Source organism: Caballeronia udeis (genome assembly GCF_044909315.1).
GTDB lineage: Bacteria > Pseudomonadota > Gammaproteobacteria > Burkholderiales > Burkholderiaceae > Caballeronia > Caballeronia udeis_A.
On the sequence record NZ_JBIYEB010000018.1, the window covers coordinates 15,239 to 35,615 of the forward strand.

Genomic DNA, 20,377 nt, shown 5'->3' on the forward strand with positions numbered 1-20,377 from the left:
ATGCTACTCGCACTCGCGCAATGGCTTCAGAATGACGCCAGTTTTCTGCGCGTGTTTACCTACCTCACGTTCCGCGCAGTCGGCGCGACGATCACGGCGTTGTTTGTCGGCCTCGTCTGCGGTCCGTGGGTGATTCGCAAATTGACCTCGCTGAAAGTCGGTCAGGCCGTGCGCACGAACGGCCCGCAAACGCATTTGGTGAAGTCCGGCACGCCGACCATGGGTGGCGTCCTGATCCTGTTGGGCATCGCCTTTTCCACGCTGCTTTGGGCTGACCTGACCAATCGCTTCGTGTGGATCGTGATGCTTGTCACGTTCGGCTACGGCGTGATCGGCTGGGTCGATGACTACCGCAAAGTCGTGCATAAAGACCCGCGCGGAATGTCGTCGCGCGAAAAGTATTTCTGGCAGTCGGTGATTGGTTTGTTCGCCGCGGTGTATCTCGCGTTCAGCGTGTCCGAAGCGAACAACGCACGCGTGTTCGACCTGTTCATGGCGTGGGTGCGCAGCGGTTTGTCGATGGGCTTGCCCGCGCGCGCCGACCTGATGCTGCCGTTCCTCAAGTCGATCAGCTATCCGCTCGGCACTTGGGGTTTCATCGCGATGACGTACCTGGTGATCGTCGGTTCGAGCAATGCGGTGAATCTCACCGATGGCCTCGACGGTCTCGTCATCATGCCGGTGGTGCTGGTGGGCGCATCGCTGGGCGCGTTCGCTTATGTGATGGGTAGCTCGGTCTACTCGAAGTACTTACTGTTCCCGCACATTCCCGGGGCCGGCGAACTATTGATTTTTTGTTCTGCAATGGGAGGCGCGGGGCTCGCATTTCTCTGGTACAACACGCACCCCGCGCAAGTCTTCATGGGCGATGTCGGCGCGCTCGCGCTCGGCGGTGCGCTCGGGACCATCGCCGTGATCGTGCGGCAGGAAGTCGTGCTGTTCATCATGGGCGGCGTGTTCGTCGCGGAAACCCTGTCCGTGATGATGCAGGTCAGCTATTTCAAGTACACGAAAAAACGCTTCGGCGAAGGGCGGCGCATCTTCAAGATGGCGCCGCTGCATCACCATTTCGAGTTGTCGGGATGGAAGGAAACGCAGGTGGTCGTGCGCTTCTGGATCATCACGCTGATGTTGTGTCTGTTCGGTTTGTCGACGCTGAAGCTGCGTTAATAAGTTACGCAAATTCGTGTGTTGATTTTGAGTTGGTCGGGAAAAAGGTAAAGCGATGTTTGGCGAGAAGTTCTTCGATCGGCAAAGTCCGATGGTGCTTGTGCTGGGGCTGGGTGAATCAGGCCTCGCGATGACGCGCTGGTGCGCGCGTCACGGGTGCCGTCTGCGCGTGGCCGATACCCGCGCCACGCCGCCGAACCTGTCGGAACTCGCAGCGCATGGCATCGACGCGGAATTTGTCGGCGGTGAATTCACGCCGGCGCTGCTCGATGGCGGTGTGGAGATTGTTGCAATCAGCCCGGGACTGTCGCCTCTGGCTGACGATGTGAGGCCGCTCCTCGACGCCGCGCGGGAACGCGGCGTCCCTGTGTGGGGCGAGCTGGAATGGTTCGCGCAAGCGTTGAAGTCGCTTGGCGCGAACGGCTATGCGCCGAAGGTGATCGCCATTACGGGCACCAACGGCAAGACCACGACGACCGCGCTGACCGGGTTGTTGTGCGAACGTGCCGGCAAGACCGTGGCGGTGGCGGGAAACATCAGCCCGGCGATGCTGGACAAGTTAAGTGAAGCAATCGACAGCACCGAGCTGCCCGATGTCTGGGTGCTGGAGTTGTCGAGTTTTCAGCTTGAGACGGCACACTCGTTCGAGCCGGACGCTGCTGCTGTGCTCAACATTACGCAAGATCACCTCGACTGGCATGGCGGCTTCGACGCATACGTTGCAGCGAAGGGCCGCATCTTCGGTGAAAAGACCGTACGCGTGTTGAATCGTGACGACGCGCGGACCATGGCGCTGGGATCGGGGAATCCTGCGACCGTGGTGACATTCGGGCTGAACGAACCCGCTCGTCTCGGCGATTACGGTCTGTTGCGTGAGAACGGTATCGCATGGCTGGTGCAGGGCAACGACCGCGATCTCAGCGATGAACCCGCGCCTACGCGCCGTCGTAAAAGCGATGTCGCCGCTGAGCCGAACGTGTATTCGAAGCGCCTGATGCCTGTCGATGCACTGCGCGTTCGCGGTCTGCATAACGCAGCGAACGCGCTGGCTGCTTTGGCGCTGGCACGGGCCGTCGGTCTGCCGCTCGCTTCGCTGCTGCACGGCTTGCGTGAATACAAAGGCGAGCCGCATCGCGTGGAAGTGATCGCGCAAATAGAAGGCATTGATTTCGTCGATGACAGCAAAGGCACGAATGTTGGCGCGACCGTCGCGGCGCTCGATGGCCTGGCGCAAAAGACTTTGCTGATTGCAGGTGGCGACGGCAAGGGCCAGGATTTTTCGCCGCTCGCCGCGCCGGTCGCGCGCTGGTGCCGTGCGGTGATGCTGATCGGCCGCGATGCACCGCGCATTCGCGAGGCGCTGGCGGACACGGACATTCCGTTGCACGACCACGCAACGCTCGAAGCCGCGACGCAAGCGGCAGCGCTTCTGGCTCAACCGGGTGACGCGGTATTGCTGTCGCCGGCGTGCGCCAGCTTCGACATGTTCAAGAACTACGCACATCGCGCGGACGTGTTCCGGCAAGCGGTGGCTGACATTGCGGCAGAACGGGGAGTGATGCTATGAGCTGGTCCGAACGTTTTGGCTCGAAACTGACCGGTCAACGCAACGCCGTTGCCAACGACAGCGCCACGCTCGGCGGCCGCACCTCGCGTACGGACCGCACGGGCGGGCTTGGTGGTCTTGGTGCGCGCGTGGCCGAGCGCGCGAGTGGCATCTCGAGCGCGGTCAACGGCGTGACGCCTATTCGTTCGCGCATGCTCGACTACGACTACTCGCTGCTGTGGGTGACAATCGCGTTGCTCGGACTCGGTATCGTGATGGTGTATTCCGCGTCCATCGCCATGCCGGATTCGCCGAAATATGCGCAGTACCACGACTACTTCTTCCTCGTGCGCCATCTTGTATCAATAGCCACGGCCGTCGTGGCGTCGATCATCGCGTTCAAGATTCCGGTGTCCACGTGGGACAAGTACGCGGCGAAATTCTTCCTGTTCTCGCTGTTCCTGCTGGTGATCGTGCTGATTCCGCACATCGGCAAGGGCGTGAACGGCGCGCGCCGCTGGATTCCGCTTGGCATCACGAACATGCAGCCGTCGGAAATCATGAAGCTCGCCGTAACCATCTACGCGGCGAACTACACGGTGCGCAAGCAAGAGTTCATGCATAGCATCGGCCGCGGCTTTTTGCCGATGGCTGTTGCCGTCGGCTTCGTCGGCGCATTGCTGCTGCTCGAGCCGGACATGGGCGCGTTCATGGTGATCGCGGTTATCGCCATGGGCGTGCTGTTCCTCGGCGGCGTGAACGCCAAGCTGTTCGGTGGCCTGGTCGCAACGGCCGTCGGCACGTTTGCGTTGCTCGTGTGGGCATCGCCGTGGCGTCGCGAACGGATCTTCGCTTACCTCGATCCGTGGGATGACCGCTATGCACAAGGCAAGGCGTATCAGTTGACGCACTCGCTGATTGCATTCGGTCGCGGCGAATGGTTCGGCGTGGGACTGGGCGGCAGTGTCGAAAAGCTCAACTACCTGCCGGAAGCGCACACCGACTTCATCCTGGCGGTGATCGGCGAGGAACTCGGATTTGTCGGCGTGCTGATCGTGATCCTGCTCTTCTACTGGATCGTGCGGCGCGCGTTCGAAATCGGCCGCCAGGCGCTCGCGCTCGACCGCACGTTTGCCGGTTTGATGGCGAAGGGTATTGGCCTCTGGTTCGGTGCGCAGACCTTCATCAACATGGGCGTGAACCTGGGTCTCCTGCCGACCAAAGGCCTGACGTTGCCGCTCGTGAGCTACGGCGGTTCGGGCATCTTGCTGAACTGCGTCGCGCTCGCGGTGCTGATGCGCGTGGACTACGAAAACCGGGTGCTCATGCGCGGAGGAAAGGTATGACGGTTTCGACGTCATCTCGCGCAGGCACGCTGATGGTGATGGCCGGCGGCACCGGAGGACACGTGTTCCCGGGGCTCGCGGTCGCTCACTGGATGCAGTCGCGCGGCTGGCGTGTGGTGTGGCTCGGCAACGCGTCGGGCATGGAAGCGACGCTCGTACCGAAGCACGGTATTGCGATGGAATATGTGCGCTTTGGCGGCGTGCGCGGCAAGGGCATCAGGACGAAGCTGATGCTGCCCGTGAACCTGTTGCGCGCATGCTCGCAAAGCCTGCGTGCGCTACGTTCGGTGAAGCCCGACGTGGTGCTCGGCATGGGCGGATACATCACGTTTCCGGCGGGCTTGATGTCGAAGCTGAGCGGTACGCCGCTCGTGCTGCACGAACAGAATTCAATCGCTGGACTAGCGAACAAGGTGCTCGCGCATGTGGCCAAACGCGTGCTGGTCGCGTTCCCCAATGCACTGCCGAATGCTGAATGGACCGGAAATCCAATTCGTGCGGAACTTGCGGAGGCTCTGCCACCCAAAGAACGCTACGCCGCGCGGAATCTGAATCATGAAGCGCGCCTCAACGTTCTGGTCGTCGGAGGCAGTCTGGGTGCAGCCGCTTTGAATGAAACCGTACCGAAAGCGCTCGCGTTGCTCGACCCGGCGCTGCGTCCGCGCGTCGTGCATCAGGCGGGCGCCAAGCATATCGATGCGTTGAAAGCGAACTACGCGGCGGCGGGTTTATCGGCGGATGACGATGTTCAACTGGTGCCGTTTATCGACGATATGGCAAGCGCTTACGCCGCTGCGGATCTCGTGATCTGCCGCTCGGGTGCGATGACCGTGTCCGAGATCGCGGCGGTTGGCGTGGCCGCGCTGTTCGTGCCGTTCCCGTTCGCTGTCGATGACCACCAGACCACCAACGCCGCGTTCCTCGCTAATGCGGGCGCGGCCCACTTGATACAACAGCGCGATCTATCGGCGGAAAAGCTCGCCGGCTGGTTGCGTGAACAGACTCGCGAGACGCTTGGCCACATGGCGGAGAAGGCTCGCGCCCTGGCGAAACCCGACGCGGCTGAACGCGTCGGCCGGGTCTGCGCCGACGTAGCCGGCTTGAGCGCGCTGATACAAGCGCCGAAGGAAATCCAGCCATGAAACATATCGTCAAACACATTCACTTTGTCGGCATTGGCGGCGCGGGGATGAGCGGCATTGCAGAGGTGTTGCTCAACCTCGGCTACCAGGTCAGCGGCTCGGACCTGACGAGCAACGGCGTGACCGATCGCCTCATTACGCTGGGTGCACGCGTGGCGATCGGGCATCGTGAAGAGAATATCGACGGTGCGAATGCCGTGGTCGTATCGACCGCCGTGCGCTCCGATAACCCCGAGGTGCTGGCCGCGCGCCATCGCCGGATTCCGATCGTGCCGCGTGCCGTGATGCTCGCGGAGCTGATGCGCCTGAAGCAGGGCATCGCGATTGCCGGCACGCACGGCAAGACCACGACCACGTCGCTGGTGGCAAGCGTGCTGGCCGCCGGCGGACTTGATCCGACCTTCGTGATCGGTGGCCGCTTGATCAGCGCGGGCGCGAATGCGCGGCTGGGTACGGGCGATTTCATCGTGGCCGAAGCCGATGAATCCGACGCGTCGTTCCTGAATCTCTTTCCGGTGATCGAAGTCATCACGAACATCGATGCCGATCACATGGATACCTACGGCCACGACTTCGCGAGGCTGAAGCAGGCGTTCATCGAATTCACGCATCGGCTGCCGTTCTACGGCATCGCGGTGCTGTGCGTGGACGATCCGAACGTGCGTGAAATCCTGCCGTTCGTGTCGAAGCCGATCATCCGCTACGGCCTTGGCGCCGAAGCGCAAGTGCGCGCGGTGAACGTGGAAGCACGCGACGGCAAGATGCATTTCACGACGCTGCGTGAAGACGCAACGCCTTTGGACATCGTGTTGAACCTGCCGGGCACGCACAACGTGCAGAACGCGCTCGCTGCGATTGCAATCGCGACTGAACTTGAAGTCGCCGATGCCGATATCCAGAGGGCATTGCAAGAATTTACCGGCGTAGGCCGGCGTTTTCAGCGCTACGGCGAAGTGAACGTGAAAACCGCCGAAGGCGGCGCATACACGCTGATTGACGACTACGGTCATCACCCGGTCGAGATGGCGGCGACGGTTGCCGCTGCGCGTGGGGCATTTCCTGGACGGCGTCTTGTGCTCGCGTTCCAGCCGCATCGATACACGCGCACGCGCGATTGCTTCGAAGACTTCGTGCGGGTGCTGTCCACGGTCGATGCGCTCGTGCTCACCGATGTCTATGCGGCAGGCGAAGCGCCGATCGTCGCCGCCGATGGCCGCGCTTTGGCGCGTGCGATTCGCGTCGCGGGGAAAGTGGAGCCGGTGTTTGTCGAAACGGTGGATGAGATGCCGGACGCGATTGCCACATTGGCACGTAACGGCGACGTAGTGATCACGATGGGCGCCGGTTCTATCGGCGGCGTATGCGCTCGGTTGACGGCGCAAGTTCAGGATTCGAAGGCTTTGAAATGACGAGCAATGTAATCGACCCCAAGGTATTCGGCAAAGTGGCCGTGCTGCTTGGCGGGGAAACCGCCGAGCGTGAGGTATCGCTCAATTCGGGACGTCTCGTGCTGCAGGGATTACGCGATGCCGGCATCGACGCGCATCCGTTCGATCCGGCGGAACGGCCGCTGGCCGAATTGAAGTCCGAAGGGTTTGCGCGGGTGTTTATCGCGTTGCATGGCGGGTATGGCGAGAACGGCCAGTTGCAGGGGGCGCTCGATTTCTACGGCATCAAATACACGGGCAGCGGTGTGCTCGGTTCGGCACTTGGTCTCGATAAATTTCGCACGAAGCTCGTGTGGCAGCAAACCGGCGTGCCAACGCCGCCGTTCGAAGTCGTGATGCGTGGTGACGACTACGAAGCGCATGCGCAGAAGATTGTTGCGAAGCTTGGTTTGCCGCTGTTCGTGAAGCCGGCGAGCGAAGGGTCGAGCGTGGCGGTGATCAAGGTGAAGAGCGCGGAAACGCTGGCGCCGGCGCTGATCGAAGCAGCGAAGTTCGACAAGATCGTGCTGGTCGAGAAAAGCATTGAAGGCGGCGGTGAATACACGTGCTGTATCGCGGGCGACCTGGACTTGCCGATCATCAAGATCGTGCCGGCGGGCGAGTTCTACGATTACAACGCGAAGTACATCGCCGACGACACGCAGTATCCGATTCCCTGTGGCCTCACGCCCGCCGAGGAAACGCGCATGAAGCAGCTTTCACGCCGCGCGTTCGACGTGCTCGGCTGCACTGATTGGGGCCGAGCGGATTTCATGATGGACGGTGACGGCAATCCGTACTTCCTGGAAGTGAACACCGCGCCGGGCATGACGGACCACTCGCTGCCGCCGAAAGCGGCACGTGCGGTCGGGATCAGCTACAAGGATCTGGTGGTGAAGGTGTTGTCGTTGACATTGCAAGACTGAACCGACGTAGACGAAACCGACGATATCGAACATGTGGAATAACGCTCGCCAGATGAACCTCACGGCCAACGCACTGCACGTATTGCTCGTGTTCGTGCTGCTTGGGGCCGCCGGTTACTGGGCGATCCAGCGGCCGGAGTTCCGCCTGCGCGAGATCCAGATTGATGGCGACACATTGCACATCAATTCGCCGACCGTGCGCGCAAGCGTGGTGGGGCATTTGAAGGGCAATTATTTCACCGTCGATCTCGACGCTGCACGCACCGCGTTCGAACAGATGCCGTGGGTGCGCCACGCGAGCGTGCGGCGCGTGTGGCCGAATGCGCTGGCGGTGACGCTGGAAGAATTCAAGCCGCTCGGCACGTGGGGGACAGATCAGCTCGTGAGCGTGGACGGCGACCTGTTCACGGCGAACCAGGGCGAACTCGACGACGACCTGCCCGCGTTCGAAGGGCCGGACGGATCGGCGAAAGAAGTGGTTGCCCGGTATCACGATTTCACGAAGTGGTTTGCGCCGCTCGACGCTCATCCGGAAGAAGTCATCTTGTCGCCGCGATATGCGTGGACAGTGAAGCTTTCCAACGGCACGCAGATCGAATTGGGGCGCGAGCGCAATCAGGACACGTTGTTTGATCGCAGCCGACGGTTTGTGGCGGCGTGGTCGGCGGTGACGGGGCGGTGGGGAAATGACATCGAGTACGCGGATTTGCGCTATCCGAACGGCTTTGCGATCAAGGCCGCCGGCATGCGCTTCATCAGCGACACCGACAAAGCGAAGAAGTAAGCAGACATCACAGGCAATGAGCACGCTATGAGCAAAGACTACAAAGACTTGCTGGTCGCCCTCGACATCGGGACGTCGAAGGTGGTGGCTATCGTCGCCGAGTTGAAAGGCGAGGGCCACTACGAGGTGATCGGGCTCGGCCAGAGCGACTCGAAGGGATTGAAGAAGGGCGTCGTCGTCAACATCGAGGCAACCGTCCAGTCGATCCAGCGCGCGCTCGAAGAGGCCGAACTGATGGCCGATTGCAAGATCACGAATGTATTCACCGGCATCGCCGGCAGTCACATTCGAAGCTTCAATTCGAGCGGCATGGTCGCCATCAAGGAAAAGGAAGTCACGCAGGCCGATGTGGCGCGCGTGATCGAAACGGCCAAGGCGATCAACATCCCGACCGATCAGCAGGTGCTGCATATCCTGACGCAGGAATTCATCATCGACGGCCAGGAAGATGTGCGCGAGCCGATCGGCATGAGCGGTATCCGGCTGGAAGTGAAGGTGCACATCGTGACGGGTGCGGTGAGCGCGGCGCAGAACATCGTGAAGTGCGTGCGCCGCTGCGGGCTCGAAGTGAACGACCTGATTCTCCAGCCGCTGGCTTCGTCGCTGGCGGTGCTGACGGAAGACGAGAAGGAACTGGGCGTGGTGCTCGTCGATATCGGCGGTGGCACGACGGACATCGCCATCTTCAGCGAAGGCGCGATTCGCCATACGGCGGTGATTCCTATTGCCGGTGACCAGATCACAAGCGACGTGGCCATGGCGCTGCGCACGCCGACGCCCGATGCCGAAGATATCAAGGTGAGCTATGGAATCGCAAAGCAGGCGCTGGCGGACCCGGACGAAATGATCGAAGTGCCGGGACTGGGCGAGCGCGGTCCGCGCACGCTGTCGCGGCAGGCGCTCGCGGCGGTGGTCGAACCGCGCGTTGAAGAACTGTTCTCGCTCGTGCAGCAGGTCGTGCGCGAGTCGGGCTACGAAGAATTGCTGAGCAGCGGCGTGGTGCTGACCGGTGGGGCATCAATGATGCCCGGCATGGTCGAACTCGGCGAAGACATCTTCCTGAAGCCGGTGCGCATTGGCGTGCCTGAATACGCGGGCGGTCTGGCCGATGTGGTTCGCAATCCGCGTTATTCCACAGCAATGGGTTTGCTCGTCGAAGGCCGTTCGCAACGCATGCGTGGCCGCAAGGTCGCCGTGCAGTCCGGATCGATGGGACAGGTTTTGGGACGCATGAAAGATTGGTTCCTGGGAAATTTCTGAACAAACAGAATTCGCGCTGGTGCCGGCGGCTGGCGCGCGACAAGAGGTTGCCCGATCTCTTGCCGAATAACGCCGATTTTCATTCTTGACGGAGGCAATATGGATTTCGAAATGCTGGAAACGGAAACCAACGGAACGATCATCAAGGTCGTTGGTGTTGGTGGTGCTGGCGGTAATGCGGTACAGCACATGATCAACCGTGGGGTCCAGGGCGTGGACTTCATCGTAATGAACACGGATGCGCAAGCGCTCGCGCGTTCGCGTGCCACCTCGGTGATCCAGTTGGGCAACACGGGTCTCGGAGCAGGCGCGAAGCCGGACATGGGCAAGGCCGCGGCGGAAGATGCGCGCGAGCGTATTGCCGACGCATTGCGTGGCGCACACATGGTGTTCATCACCGCAGGCATGGGTGGCGGCACGGGTACGGGTGCGGCACCGGTCGTGGCTCAGATCGCGAAGGAAATGGGTATCTTGACGGTCGGCGTGGTCAGCAAGCCGTTCGAGTTCGAAGGCGGCCGCCGCATGCGCGTGGCTGAAGCGGGATCGCAGCAACTGGAGGATCACGTCGACTCGCTGATCGTCGTTCTGAACGACAAGCTGTTCGAGGTGATGGGCGATGACGCCGAGATGGACAAGTGCTTCCAGTGCGCTGATGACGTATTGAACAACGCTGTTGCCGGCATCGCGGAAATCATCAACGTCGACGGGCTGGTCAACGTCGACTTCGAAGACGTGAAGACGGTGATGGGCGAGCAAGGCAAGGCGATGATGGGCACGGCGACAGTTGCCGGCGTCGATCGCGCACGCCTGGCTGCGGAACAAGCCGTGGCAAGTCCGCTGCTGGAAGGCGTGGACCTCTCGGGCGCGCGTGGCGTGCTGGTGAACATCACGTCGAGCCGTTCGCTGCGTCTGTCGGAAACGCGTGAAGTGATGAACACGATCAAGTCGTATGCGGCAGAAGATGCGACCGTGATCTTCGGTGCGGTGTATGACGACGCCATGGGCGATGCATTGCGCGTGACGGTTGTCGCCACGGGCCTCGGCCGTGCAGCGAAGAAGCAACAAGCTGCACCGATGACCCTGCTGCGTACCGGGACGGACAACGCACCGATCGCACATGCGCAGCACAGCTACGCACCGCAGCAATCGAACGGTACGGATTACGGCGCGCTGGATACGCCGGCAGTGTGGCGTTCGTCGCGTGAAACGGCAGCTTCGCACGTGCAGGCGCTGCAGGAAAAGGGTGTGGATACGTACGACATTCCGGCGTTCCTGCGCAAGCAAGCCGACTGATGATTTTTGCCGAGGCGGCTGGTTTTTGTATTAAACGCCCTTAGAAAAAGCATCAGGCGAAGGTCGTGCTGTCTCAGGTTTCAGGCCGCGTCTGCTGGACGCTGGACTGTGGCTGAGTGACCGCTTCGATTACGTTCATCATCGTCTATATTGGGATGAGATCGAACGGTGAGAGCAGTCGTCGCGCGATGACGTTGAATGTGTGACGTATGAATCAAGTTTTGAATCGCTGGCGTGACCAGCACTGACTCAGTGAAAGGCCGATCCATGATCAAGACAGGTGAAACGCTGCCCGACGAACGCCTTTTCGAATTTATCGATGTGGCGTCGGAGGGGTGCGCCGTGGGACCGAACGGTTTCTCGGTGCGCGAGCGGACGGCGGGCAAGCGCGTGGTGATCTTCGGATTGCCGGGTGCGTTCACGCCCACCTGTTCCGCCAGGCATGTGCCAGGTTTTATCGAAAACGCAGAGAAGCTGGCTGCGGCGGGCATCGACGAAATCTGGTGTGTCTCCGTCAACGACGCGTTCGTGATGAACGCGTGGGGACGCGATCTTCAAACCTCGGGCAAGGTGAAGATGATCGCCGACGGCAGCGCACGTTTTACCCGAGCACTCGGTCTGGAGCAGGATTTGTCGGAGCGTGGCATGGGAATTCGCTCCCAGCGCTACGCCATGGTGGTCGAGGACAGCGTGGTCAAGACGCTGAATCTTGAAGCACCCGGCAAGTTTGAAGTCAGCAGCGCTGAGAGCGTATTGGCGACGTTGGGCTAATGTTTGAAGCAATGTTGAGTGGATGTTGGGCCGTTTTCAGGTCAATGGGCCGGGAATCATGTTGCATTCGTGCCACATAAAATGACGCTCCCGCCGAGGTTTGAAACACGCCGCAACAAAGTCTTAACAAAGCCGTAACGCGGCGCCGATGTCCGGGAATGCCTCCATTCCGGTCGTCGGCCCGACTCTCCTTGCTTTCGCGTGGCACGGCATCAAACGTGCCGAACTTACCCGGTAATGTGGGGAAACAAGTTGCAAGGTTCCTCCTGGGACGACGCGAGGCGATTGGAGTATACTCCGTGCTATTGAATACAAATTCACGATTGATTCTCTCAATCGAGAGTCACAATCGAAGCGAAAAAAATCATGTTGAAGCAGCGAACCATTAAAACCATTGTCAAAACCGTCGGGATCGGCCTGCATTCGGGCCGCAAGGTGGATTTGACGCTTCGGCCCGCTCCAGCCAATACCGGTATTGTTTTTGCGCGAATCGACCTGCCTGTGCCGGTGGACATTCCGGTGTCGGCCATGGCGATCGGCGACACGCGCCTGGCTTCGGTGTTGCAGAAGGACGGCGCGCGCGTGTCGACCATCGAACATTTGATGTCGGCATGCGCGGGACTGGGTATCGACAATCTGTATGTCGATGTCACGGCTGAAGAAATTCCGATTATGGATGGCAGCGCTGCTTCGTTCGTGTTTCTGATTCAATCGGCGGGTATTGAAGAGCAGAACGCGGCAAAGAAATTCATCAAGGTGACGAAGCCGATTGAAATCCGCGACGGCGATAAATTCGCGCGTCTCGATCCGTATTTCGGCTTCAAACTGAAATTCACCATTGATTTCCGCCACCCGGCTGTCGATAAAACCGGTCAAGCGCTTGAAGTGGATTTTGCGAATACGTCATATGTCCGGGATATTGCCCGTGCACGGACGTTCGGTTTTGCGCATGAAGTGGAAATGATGCGCGAACTCGGTTTGGCGCGGGGCGGCAGTATGGACAACGCCATCGTGCTGGACGAATACCGGATTCTGAATAATGACGGTTTGCGTTATGAAGACGAGTTTGTGAAGCACAAGATGCTGGACGCAATCGGCGACTTGTATGTGGCTGGTCATCCGCTGCTGGCGTCCTATGCCGCGTATAAAGGCGGCCACGCAATGAATAACATGTTGCTGCGTGAGTTACTGGCACACGAAGACGCGTATGAAGTTGTCACGTTCGAGGACAAGCAAGCGGCACCGCGTGGTTTCGCTTTCGATACCCAGACGGCGTTTGCGTAATTAAGAATTGAGTTTGAATGAAATGAGCGGCTGCTTTCGAGCGCCGCTCATTTTTTTTGTGTTTTCACGTGATGGCGCGCAGCCATTTTCGCAAGCGCTTCCTGAAGCGGTGACGGTTCGAGCGTTTCGGCGAGCGTTTGCAACGCGTCGGCTCCTGCGGCAGACATGCGCGCTTGTTTGGGCGGCACGACATCTTTCATTGCCTGTGGCCGGACACGAATCTTCAGGGCATTGACCGCCCAGCCGCGCTGTTGCAAATCCACCAAAAGACGCGGCTCGATGTGCCGAAGGCGGGCGGCGAGCGCGTTATGTGCGGCGAAAAGGGCCAATACACCGTCTTTAATGAACCCCGGTTCCACGTTGGATCCAAGATAATCGGGGAGCAGCGCCGCCAGGTCGCGTTGCAGCGCCGTCACTTGCTCAACCCCGGCGCGCAGCGCGAGAAACTCGCTGGTGCGCCCGAGCACTTCCGTCAGTGCTTGCGGTTTGCGGGGATCGAAGCGTGGCGGAGGCCTTGAATTCGGCGGAAATCGGCTCATTTTTCAATCTGTGGGGCTGGCGGCGATGCGCTGATTGTAACGCTGCGCACCGTGTGACATGGCGGCGTGCTTGCCGGTTTGAACGGCTCCGGCATGTCGCTGGGTCGATGTACCACAAACGATGTACGCGCAAGCTCCATCGGGGGCGCGTGCTAAAATCCCCGATTCGATTTCACCCATGGACTTGAGCCGCCGAGGTTCCCCGAACCGGGACGCACCCAGCGCGCTCTAAGCCGATACCGCGACGCAGACACTGATCCGATGACCACCGGTTTCCTCCAAAAGTTTTTTGGCAGTCGCAACCAGCGCCTAGTCAAGCAGTACCAAAAGACCGTTGCGGCGATCAATGCTTTCGAGCCGACGATCGAGCAGTACACGGACAAGCAACTGCGCGCGAAGACCGACGAGTTCCGCCAGCGCGTGGCGAGCGGCGAATCGCTCGACCGGTTGCTGCCCGAAGCGTTTGCCGTGTGCCGCGAGGCCAGCAAACGCGTGCTGAAGATGCGGCACTTCGACGTCCAGCTGATCGGCGGCATGGTGCTGCATTACGGCAAGATCGCGGAAATGCGCACGGGCGAGGGCAAGACGCTTGTCGCCACGCTGGCCGCGTATCTGAACGCGTTGTCCGGACGCGGCGTACACGTAGTCACGGTGAACGACTATCTCGCGCAACGCGACGCCGAATGGATGGGCAAGCTCTACAACTTCCTCGGGTTGTCGTGGGGCATCAACCTCTCGCAGATGGAACACGCGCAGAAGCAAGAAGCGTATGCCGCGGACATCACGTACGGCACGAACAACGAGTTCGGCTTCGACTACCTGCGCGACAACATGGTCTACGAGACCCACGCGCGCGTGCAGCGCCCGCTGAATTTCGCGGTGGTTGACGAGGTGGACTCGATTCTTATCGACGAGGCGCGTACGCCGCTGATCATTTCCGGCCAGGCCGAAGATCACACCGAACTCTACGTGCGCATGAACGCGCTGCCGCCGCTGCTCGAACAGCAGATCGGCGAAGAGAAGGCGGATGGCACGGGCGTCGAGAAAGTGGGCGACTACACGCTCGACGAAAAAGCGCGTCAGGTTTTCCTCACCGAGCAAGGTCACGAAAAGGCCGAGCGTCTGCTGGCCGAATGGGGCCTGATCGGTGAAGGCGAAAGTCTTTACGCGGCACAAAACATTACGCTGATGCATCACGTGTACGCTGCGTTACGCGCGCACACGCTGTTTTTCCGCGACCAGCATTACGTGGTCCAGGGCAACGAAGTCGTGATCGTCGACGAGTTCACCGGTCGCATGATGACCGGACGGCGCTGGTCAGACGGCCTGCATCAGGCCGTGGAAGCGAAGGAACACGTCAAGATCCAGAACGAGAACCAGACGCTTGCGTCCATCACGTTCCAGAATTTCTTCCGCATGTACTCAAAGCTGTCCGGCATGACCGGTACGGCGGACACTGAAGCGTACGAATTCAACGAGATCTACGGGCTGGAAACGGTCGTGATCCCGACGAACCGTCCGCCGAAGCGGATCGACAAGCAGGACCAGATCTACAAGACAGCGAAGGAACGCTACGATGCCGTGACGCGTGACATTCGCGACTGCGTCGAGCGCGGGCAACCGGTGCTGGTGGGCACCACGTCCATCGAGGCGTCGGAATTGCTGTCCGGCCTGCTCACACAAGCGGGCCTCAAGCACGAGGTGTTGAACGCGAAGCAGCACGCACGCGAAGCGGCGATTGTTGCGGAAGCCGGACGGCCAGCCGCGGTCACCATTGCGACGAACATGGCCGGTCGCGGTACGGACATCGTGCTGGGCGGCAATGTGGAGAAGCAGTCGTCGTTCATCGAAGTGGACGAATCGCTCTCCGACGAAGAAAAACAACGCCGCATCAAGCATCTCGAAGACGAATGGCAAGCGCTGCACGATCGCGTGAAGGCGTCGGGCGGGCTGCATATCATTGGTACGGAACGGCACGAATCGCGTCGTATCGACAATCAGTTGCGCGGCCGCGCCGGACGTCAGGGTGATCCGGGTTCGTCGCGGTTCTATCTGTCGCTCGACGATCCGCTTTTGCGTATTTTCGCGGGCGACCGTGTGCGCTCGATCATGGACCGCCTGAAGATGCCGGAAGGCGAGGCGATCGAGGCGGGCATTGTCACGCGTTCGATCGAATCGGCGCAGCGCAAGGTGGAAGCGCGCAACTTCGACATTCGCAAGCAATTGCTCGAATACGACGACGTATCGAACGATCAGCGCAAGGTGATCTACCAGCAGCGCAACGAACTGCTCGAAGCAACCGATGTGGCGGAGACCATCACCGCCATGCGCCAGAGCGTGATCACCGAGGTGACGCGCACGTACATTCCGGCGGGAAGCATTGAAGAGCAATGGAGCGCGCCGGAACTGGAAGAAGTGCTCCGCAACGAATGGTCACTCGATCTCGCCGTCCAGGAGATGATCAACGAGTCGAATTCCATCGACGCAGACGAGATTCTGGAAGCGGTAGTTTCCGCCGCCGACGAAAGCTACGAAGCCAAGGTAGCGCTGGTCGGACGTGAATCGTTCAGCGCATTCGAGCGTTCGATCATGCTGCAGACGCTCGACAGCCGCTGGCGTGAGCACCTCGCCGCACTGGATCACCTGCGTCAGGGTATCCATCTGCGTGGTTATGCGCAGAAAAACCCGAAGCAGGAATACAAGCGCGAGGCCTTTGAACTATTCGCCGCCATGCTTGATTCGGTGAAGCAGGAAGTCACGCGGGTTGTGATGAACGTGCAGATCCAGTCGCCGGAGCAGCTTGAAGAAGCCGCCGAACAGTACGAAGAGAAAGGCAGCCATCTGGAGAACGTGTCGTTCCAGCACGCGGAATTCGCCGATGGCGGCGCCGAGGCCGCATCGGTCGCGGCAGATGCCACCACGCAGATGATCAACCAGGCGATGGCATACGGCGACGACACGACCGTCGCCACCCGCGCAGCGTCTGACGACGTGCCGAAGGTCGGCCGCAACGACCCGTGCCCGTGCGGCAGCGGCAAGAAGTACAAAAACTGTCACGGCAAGCTTGCATAATCAACGCTTGAAGAGCGGTAGCGAGCAACAAGGAGCATTGGAGACAGGCGACGCAGCGATGCGTCGTTTGTCTTTGGCAGGCTGGTTTTGGTATCCCCGGGCGTCCGTCTTTCAAACAAGTCAGGCTCCGTTTCTTTTATCCCTGTGCCGTTGCGCCTTCTCCGCGCCGGCACTCGCCACTTTCAGCGAGTCGCGAACATGGCCGTCAATTTCCCCTCGATCGATCCCGCCCACCTGTTTCCCGTCGCCGGCGTCACGCTAGGCTGGGCCGAGGCGAACATTCGAAAACCGAATCGCAAGGACCTGCTGGTCATACAGATCGAAGAAGGTGCGACGCTCGGCGGCGTGTTCACGCAAAACCGTTTCTGCGCGGCGCCCGTGACGGTGTGTCGCGAGCATCTGGACGCAGTGCGCGCGGGCGCCAAGGGCATTCGCGCGCTGGTGGTGAACACGGGCAACGCGAATGCAGGAACCGGCGAACCGGGTATGGCGCACACGCGCGAAACATGTGAGGCGCTGGCGGCGCTGCTGGACCTGCAAGCCACGCAGATCCTGCCGTTTTCCACCGGCGTGATTCTCGAGCCGCTGCCCGTTGATCGCTTGAAAGCGGGATTGCCCGCCGCGCTGGCGAATCAAAAACCGGCTCACTGGTACGACGCCGCGCAAACCATCATGACCACGGACACCTTGCCGAAGGCGGCATCGCGTCAGGTTCAGATCGATGGCCACACGGTCACGCTCTCGGGTATCAGCAAGGGCGCCGGCATGATCCGGCCGAATATGGCGACCATGCTCGGTTTTCTCGCCTGCGATGCCGCTGTCACGCAACCGGTGCTCGATACGCTGATCAAGCACGTTGCAGATCGCTCGTTCAACTGCATCACCATTGACGGCGATACTTCGACGAACGATTCGTTTATCGTGATTGCTTCGGGCAAGTCGACGCTGCCTTTGATCGCTTCCACGGATTCGCCCGCGTATTTCGCGCTGCGCGAGGCGGTAACGTCGGTGGCGCAGGAGCTGGCGCAACTGATCGTGCGTGACGGCGAGGGGGCAACCAAGTTCATGACGGTGACAGTGGAGGGTGGCACGAGCGAAGCCGAATGCCGCCTGATCGCGTATGCGATCGGCCATTCGCCGCTCGTCAAGACCGCGTTCTACGCGTCGGACCCTAACCTTGGCCGGATTCTTGCCGCTATCGGTTATGCGGGCGTGGCGGATCTCGACGTGAACAAGATCGACCTGTATCTCGATGACGTCCTGGTCGCGAAGAACGGTGGCCGCAATCCTGAGTATCGCGAGGAAGACGGCCAGCGCGTGATGAAGAAAAGCGAGATCGCGATCCGCGTGCTACTAGGCCGCGGTCAGGCCGACGCCACCATCTGGACGTGTGATCTCTCGCACGATTACGTCAGCATCAACGCCGATTACCGGTCCTGAACCAACACATTTTCCATGGATAAACTCGAACAATTTCTGACCCGCGCCGAAGCCGTCCTGGCGCGCGTAGAAGGGATGTTGCCGCCGGCTCCGCCCGAAATCGACTGGAACAGCGCCGTGGCGTTTCGCTGGCGCAAGCGCCAGGGGCGTGGGTTCCTGCAGCCGGTGGCGAATTTGTCGCCGTTGTCGCTCGACGATCTTTGCAATATCGAGCGCCAGAAGGGGCTTATCGAGCAGAACACGCGGCAGTTCGTGCGCAAGTCGCCGGCGAACAACGTGCTGCTGACGGGCGCACGCGGCACGGGGAAGTCATCGCTGATCAAGGCCTGCCTGAACGCGTACCACGCGGAAGGATTGCGGCTGATCGAAGTCGATAAAGACGATCTGCACGATCTCGGCGATATCGTCGACCTGATCTCGGTGCGGCCGGAACGGTTCATTGTCTTCTGCGACGACCTCTCGTTCGAGGAGGGTGAGTCGGGCTACAAGGCGCTGAAAGTGGCGCTGGACGGCTCGATTTCCGCACAATCGGACAACGTGCTGATCTACGCAACGTCGAACCGGCGTCATTTGTTGCCCGAATACATGAGCGACAACGAGACGTACAAACACACGTCCGACGGTGAAATTCATCCTGGCGAAGTAGTCGAAGAAAAAATTTCGCTGTCCGAGCGATTCGGCCTGTGGGTGAGCTTCTATCCGTTCAAACAGGACGATTACCTGACAATCGTCGGGCACTGGCTGAAGCATTTCGGCTGCCAGGAAGAAGAGATCGCCGGTGCTCGCGGCGACGCGCTCGTGTGGGCGCTGGAGCGCGGATCGCGCTCGGGACGCGTGGCGTGGCAATTCGCCCGCGACTGGTCGGGCCGCAAGGCATGAGCGCGTCTACTACGAGCGTTTCAAACACGGCGCCCGATGGGCGCAAGGTGACGGACGTCGCGGTAGGTGTGCTCGTTCAGCCAGACGGCCGTTATTTGCTGGCGCAGCGTCCGGAAGGCAAGCCGTATGAAGGTTACTGGGAGTTTCCCGGCGGCAAGCTGGAAGCGGGGGAAAGTGTTGAAGCCGCGCTCACGCGGGAATTGCATGAGGAATTGGGTATTGACGTAACCAGTTGCGAGCGCTGGCGGACCCTCGAACACGATTACCCTCATGCATACGTGCGGCTCTACTTTTGCAAGGTGACGGCATGGAGCGGGGAGCCGGTTGGACGTGAAGGCCAGGCGCTGGCCTGGCAGCATCTTCCCGCCGATGTCTCCCCGTTGTTGCCGGCAGCCATTCCGGTGCTCGAATGGCTTGCGGCTGAAGCAGTCTAGATGCTTTGTTTCGCAGTGGAGTCTTGTTACGCGGCCTAGTTCAGGCCGCTATATGAGTCTTCATCGGGCGGCGTGTCTTGCGGACTACCGCCGATCTTGTACTTCTCGGTCGCCCAGGCGCCGAGATCGATCTGCTTGCAACGGTCTGAACAAAACGGACGAAAGCGGCTTTCAGGAACCCAGCGGACGTCCTTCTCGCAAGTCGGGCATTTAACGATAGTGGTCATTCTGCAGTGCGGATTTAAAGAGGTTGAGTTCAGTAAATGGGGTTTTCAAGCCCAACTTAAAGACTGCAGAGCGTCAGGTGGAATGGGATGTCGGCATCTACTGCACGTGGCCTCAGATCGCCGTCCTGCACCGTGAAGCGTACCCACAGCATGTACTTGTTCGCGCTCGCTTCGGGAATCAGGCGGGTGTCGGACGGTACCCGCACCTGCATCAATTGATAAGTTCGACCCGAAAGCATTTGCTGATAGCTGCCTTGCATCGCCATCACTTTGGACGCCTGTCCCGATTCGCGTGCGAGACGCAGCACGATAGTCGCGGCGTCGCGTAATGGCAGCATGGGCGTGACCCATTTCGCGATGTCCCCGCGGCGCTCCTCGGCGGGGTTTTGTTGCCACGCGAAGTACGACGGCAGGTCGAAGCGGCAGGTTCCACCTGGAATGATCGTACGGCTTCGAATACTCGCGAGCCACTCGTTATCGGCCAGATGCTGGCCTGTCTTGCCCTGCATCTGCCCGAGGCCGGCCAAGGTCTGTTCGATCTCGCCCAGCACGGACTCCAGCGCATCCTGCTCGATACCGGGATTGCCGCGGAACGGCGCAAGCGTCTGACGCTGCCGCTCCAGTTCCTTCATCAGGTCCGCTTTCAGATCCGTGCGGCCCGCGACTTCGGCGATCTCGAACAACGTGGTCAGTGCAGCGTGATGTTCGCGCGGGTCTTCTTGAGTCAGAAAGAAGGTGAAACGCTCGAAAAGGTCTTCGAGACGCAGCAGCGTTCTGATTCGCTCGTTGAAGGGGTACTCGTAAAGGATCAAGCGCGCTCGCCTCGGCGTTGGTCGA

General features: G+C 60.4%; 18 protein-coding genes. 15 read left to right on the plus strand and 3 right to left on the minus strand.

Translation table 11 applies throughout. From position 1 onward, the window contains the following. The 11 genes from mraY to lpxC all read left to right on the plus strand — a co-directional run bounded on the left by mraY (window position 1) and on the right by lpxC (window position 12,949). Entirely contained in the window at window positions 1-1,170 is a 1,170-nt protein-coding gene (mraY, locus tag ABH944_RS26025) for a phospho-N-acetylmuramoyl-pentapeptide-transferase (RefSeq protein ID WP_031360691.1), read from the plus strand. A gap of 55 nt (window positions 1,171-1,225) precedes the next feature. Next, window positions 1,226-2,737 (plus strand): UDP-N-acetylmuramoyl-L-alanine--D-glutamate ligase, encoded by a 1,512-nt coding sequence (murD, locus tag ABH944_RS26030; RefSeq protein ID WP_404610322.1) that lies wholly within the window; start codon window positions 1,226-1,228, stop codon window positions 2,735-2,737. Continuing rightward, window positions 2,734-4,062 carry a putative lipid II flippase FtsW gene (gene ftsW / locus ABH944_RS26035; RefSeq protein WP_404610321.1) on the plus strand — a complete coding sequence of 443 codons (1,329 nt, stop codon included), beginning with the start codon at window positions 2,734-2,736 and terminating at the stop codon, window positions 4,060-4,062. Before murD ends, ftsW begins: the two co-directional genes overlap by 4 nt. Next, window positions 4,059-5,204 carry an undecaprenyldiphospho-muramoylpentapeptide beta-N-acetylglucosaminyltransferase gene (gene murG, locus ABH944_RS26040; protein WP_404610320.1) on the plus strand — a complete coding sequence of 382 codons (1,146 nt, stop codon included), beginning with the start codon at window positions 4,059-4,061 and terminating at the stop codon, window positions 5,202-5,204. The genes ftsW and murG overlap by 4 nt, the downstream gene beginning before the upstream one ends. Further along, a complete protein-coding gene (gene murC, locus ABH944_RS26045) occupies window positions 5,201-6,613 on the plus strand; it encodes a UDP-N-acetylmuramate--L-alanine ligase (protein WP_097265445.1) in 1,413 nt (470 codons plus the stop codon). Before murG ends, murC begins: the two co-directional genes overlap by 4 nt. Next, on the plus strand, window positions 6,610-7,557 hold the full coding sequence (locus ABH944_RS26050; RefSeq protein ID WP_404610319.1) for a D-alanine--D-alanine ligase: 948 nt from the start codon (window positions 6,610-6,612) through the stop codon (window positions 7,555-7,557). The genes murC and ABH944_RS26050 overlap by 4 nt, the downstream gene beginning before the upstream one ends. Window positions 7,558-7,588: 31 nt before the next feature. Continuing rightward, window positions 7,589-8,341: a cell division protein FtsQ/DivIB gene (locus ABH944_RS26055; protein ID WP_097265442.1), complete on the plus strand. Its 753-nt coding sequence runs from the start codon at window positions 7,589-7,591 to the stop codon at window positions 8,339-8,341. Between the two features lie 27 nt (window positions 8,342-8,368). Beyond that, window positions 8,369-9,601, plus strand: a complete 1,233-nt coding sequence (ftsA, locus tag ABH944_RS26060) for a cell division protein FtsA (protein ID WP_062081416.1) — start codon at window positions 8,369-8,371, stop codon at window positions 9,599-9,601. Between the two features lie 99 nt (window positions 9,602-9,700). Then, the gene (gene ftsZ / locus ABH944_RS26065; protein WP_062081418.1) at window positions 9,701-10,894 is read left to right on the plus strand and encodes a cell division protein FtsZ; all 1,194 of its coding nucleotides are present in this window, start codon (window positions 9,701-9,703) and stop codon (window positions 10,892-10,894) included. A gap of 267 nt (window positions 10,895-11,161) precedes the next feature. Beyond that, window positions 11,162-11,665 carry a peroxiredoxin gene (locus tag ABH944_RS26070; RefSeq protein ID WP_404610318.1) on the plus strand — a complete coding sequence of 168 codons (504 nt, stop codon included), beginning with the start codon at window positions 11,162-11,164 and terminating at the stop codon, window positions 11,663-11,665. Window positions 11,666-12,031: 366 nt separating this feature from the next. Further along, window positions 12,032-12,949 (plus strand): UDP-3-O-acyl-N-acetylglucosamine deacetylase, encoded by a 918-nt coding sequence (gene lpxC, locus ABH944_RS26075; RefSeq protein ID WP_062081422.1) that lies wholly within the window; start codon window positions 12,032-12,034, stop codon window positions 12,947-12,949. Window positions 12,950-12,996: 47 nt separating this feature from the next. Here the strand turns inward: lpxC and ABH944_RS26080 are convergent, their stop codons facing one another. Continuing rightward, window positions 12,997-13,488 (minus strand): DciA family protein, encoded by a 492-nt coding sequence (locus ABH944_RS26080; RefSeq protein ID WP_404610317.1) that lies wholly within the window; start codon window positions 13,486-13,488, stop codon window positions 12,997-12,999. Window positions 13,489-13,749: 261 nt separating this feature from the next. Between ABH944_RS26080 and secA the strand changes: the two genes are divergently transcribed. The 4 genes from secA (at window position 13,750) to ABH944_RS26100 (ending at window position 19,313) form a co-directional block, all read left to right on the plus strand. Then, entirely contained in the window at window positions 13,750-16,560 is a 2,811-nt protein-coding gene (gene secA / locus ABH944_RS26085) for a preprotein translocase subunit SecA (protein ID WP_404610316.1), read from the plus strand. A gap of 198 nt (window positions 16,561-16,758) precedes the next feature. Beyond that, complete coding sequence (gene argJ, locus ABH944_RS26090) at window positions 16,759-18,000, plus strand: bifunctional glutamate N-acetyltransferase/amino-acid acetyltransferase ArgJ (protein ID WP_404610315.1); 1,242 nt, start codon at window positions 16,759-16,761, stop codon at window positions 17,998-18,000. A gap of 15 nt (window positions 18,001-18,015) precedes the next feature. Then, window positions 18,016-18,879 (plus strand): ATP-binding protein, encoded by an 864-nt coding sequence (locus tag ABH944_RS26095; RefSeq protein WP_404610314.1) that lies wholly within the window; start codon window positions 18,016-18,018, stop codon window positions 18,877-18,879. Continuing rightward, window positions 18,876-19,313: an NUDIX domain-containing protein gene (locus ABH944_RS26100; RefSeq protein WP_404610313.1), complete on the plus strand. Its 438-nt coding sequence runs from the start codon at window positions 18,876-18,878 to the stop codon at window positions 19,311-19,313. The genes ABH944_RS26095 and ABH944_RS26100 overlap by 4 nt, the downstream gene beginning before the upstream one ends. A 35-nt stretch (window positions 19,314-19,348) precedes the next feature. On the opposite strand, the gene yacG is transcribed toward ABH944_RS26100, so the two are convergent. Both yacG and zapD read right to left on the minus strand, forming a co-directional pair. Then, window positions 19,349-19,540, minus strand: coding sequence for a DNA gyrase inhibitor YacG (gene yacG, locus ABH944_RS26105; RefSeq protein WP_097265428.1), 192 nt, complete (start codon window positions 19,538-19,540; stop codon window positions 19,349-19,351). Window positions 19,541-19,596: 56 nt separating this feature from the next. Next, window positions 19,597-20,352, minus strand: a complete 756-nt coding sequence (zapD, locus tag ABH944_RS26110; RefSeq protein WP_031360708.1) for a cell division protein ZapD — start codon at window positions 20,350-20,352, stop codon at window positions 19,597-19,599. Between the last annotated feature and the right edge of the window lie 25 nt (window positions 20,353-20,377).

What these genes read in the sequence shown, in the direction of transcription:
- mraY (WP_031360691.1), top strand. Translation starts at nt 1, where the DNA reads ATGCTACTCGCACTCGCGCAATGGCTTCAGAATGACGCCAGTTTTCTG.
- murD (WP_404610322.1), top strand. Translation starts at nt 1,226, where the DNA reads ATGTTTGGCGAGAAGTTCTTCGATCGGCAAAGTCCGATGGTGCTTGTG.
- ftsW (WP_404610321.1), top strand. Translation starts at nt 2,734, where the DNA reads ATGAGCTGGTCCGAACGTTTTGGCTCGAAACTGACCGGTCAACGCAAC.
- murG (WP_404610320.1), top strand. Translation starts at nt 4,059, where the DNA reads ATGACGGTTTCGACGTCATCTCGCGCAGGCACGCTGATGGTGATGGCC.
- murC (WP_097265445.1), top strand. Translation starts at nt 5,201, where the DNA reads ATGAAACATATCGTCAAACACATTCACTTTGTCGGCATTGGCGGCGCG.
- ABH944_RS26050 (WP_404610319.1), top strand. Translation starts at nt 6,610, where the DNA reads ATGACGAGCAATGTAATCGACCCCAAGGTATTCGGCAAAGTGGCCGTG.
- ABH944_RS26055 (WP_097265442.1), top strand. Translation starts at nt 7,589, where the DNA reads ATGTGGAATAACGCTCGCCAGATGAACCTCACGGCCAACGCACTGCAC.
- ftsA (WP_062081416.1), top strand. Translation starts at nt 8,369, where the DNA reads ATGAGCAAAGACTACAAAGACTTGCTGGTCGCCCTCGACATCGGGACG.
- ftsZ (WP_062081418.1), top strand. Translation starts at nt 9,701, where the DNA reads ATGGATTTCGAAATGCTGGAAACGGAAACCAACGGAACGATCATCAAG.
- ABH944_RS26070 (WP_404610318.1), top strand. Translation starts at nt 11,162, where the DNA reads ATGATCAAGACAGGTGAAACGCTGCCCGACGAACGCCTTTTCGAATTT.
- lpxC (WP_062081422.1), top strand. Translation starts at nt 12,032, where the DNA reads ATGTTGAAGCAGCGAACCATTAAAACCATTGTCAAAACCGTCGGGATC.
- ABH944_RS26080 (WP_404610317.1), bottom strand. Translation starts at nt 13,488, where the DNA reads ATGAGCCGATTTCCGCCGAATTCAAGGCCTCCGCCACGCTTCGATCCC.
- secA (WP_404610316.1), top strand. Translation starts at nt 13,750, where the DNA reads ATGACCACCGGTTTCCTCCAAAAGTTTTTTGGCAGTCGCAACCAGCGC.
- argJ (WP_404610315.1), top strand. Translation starts at nt 16,759, where the DNA reads ATGGCCGTCAATTTCCCCTCGATCGATCCCGCCCACCTGTTTCCCGTC.
- ABH944_RS26095 (WP_404610314.1), top strand. Translation starts at nt 18,016, where the DNA reads ATGGATAAACTCGAACAATTTCTGACCCGCGCCGAAGCCGTCCTGGCG.
- ABH944_RS26100 (WP_404610313.1), top strand. Translation starts at nt 18,876, where the DNA reads ATGAGCGCGTCTACTACGAGCGTTTCAAACACGGCGCCCGATGGGCGC.
- yacG (WP_097265428.1), bottom strand. Translation starts at nt 19,540, where the DNA reads ATGACCACTATCGTTAAATGCCCGACTTGCGAGAAGGACGTCCGCTGG.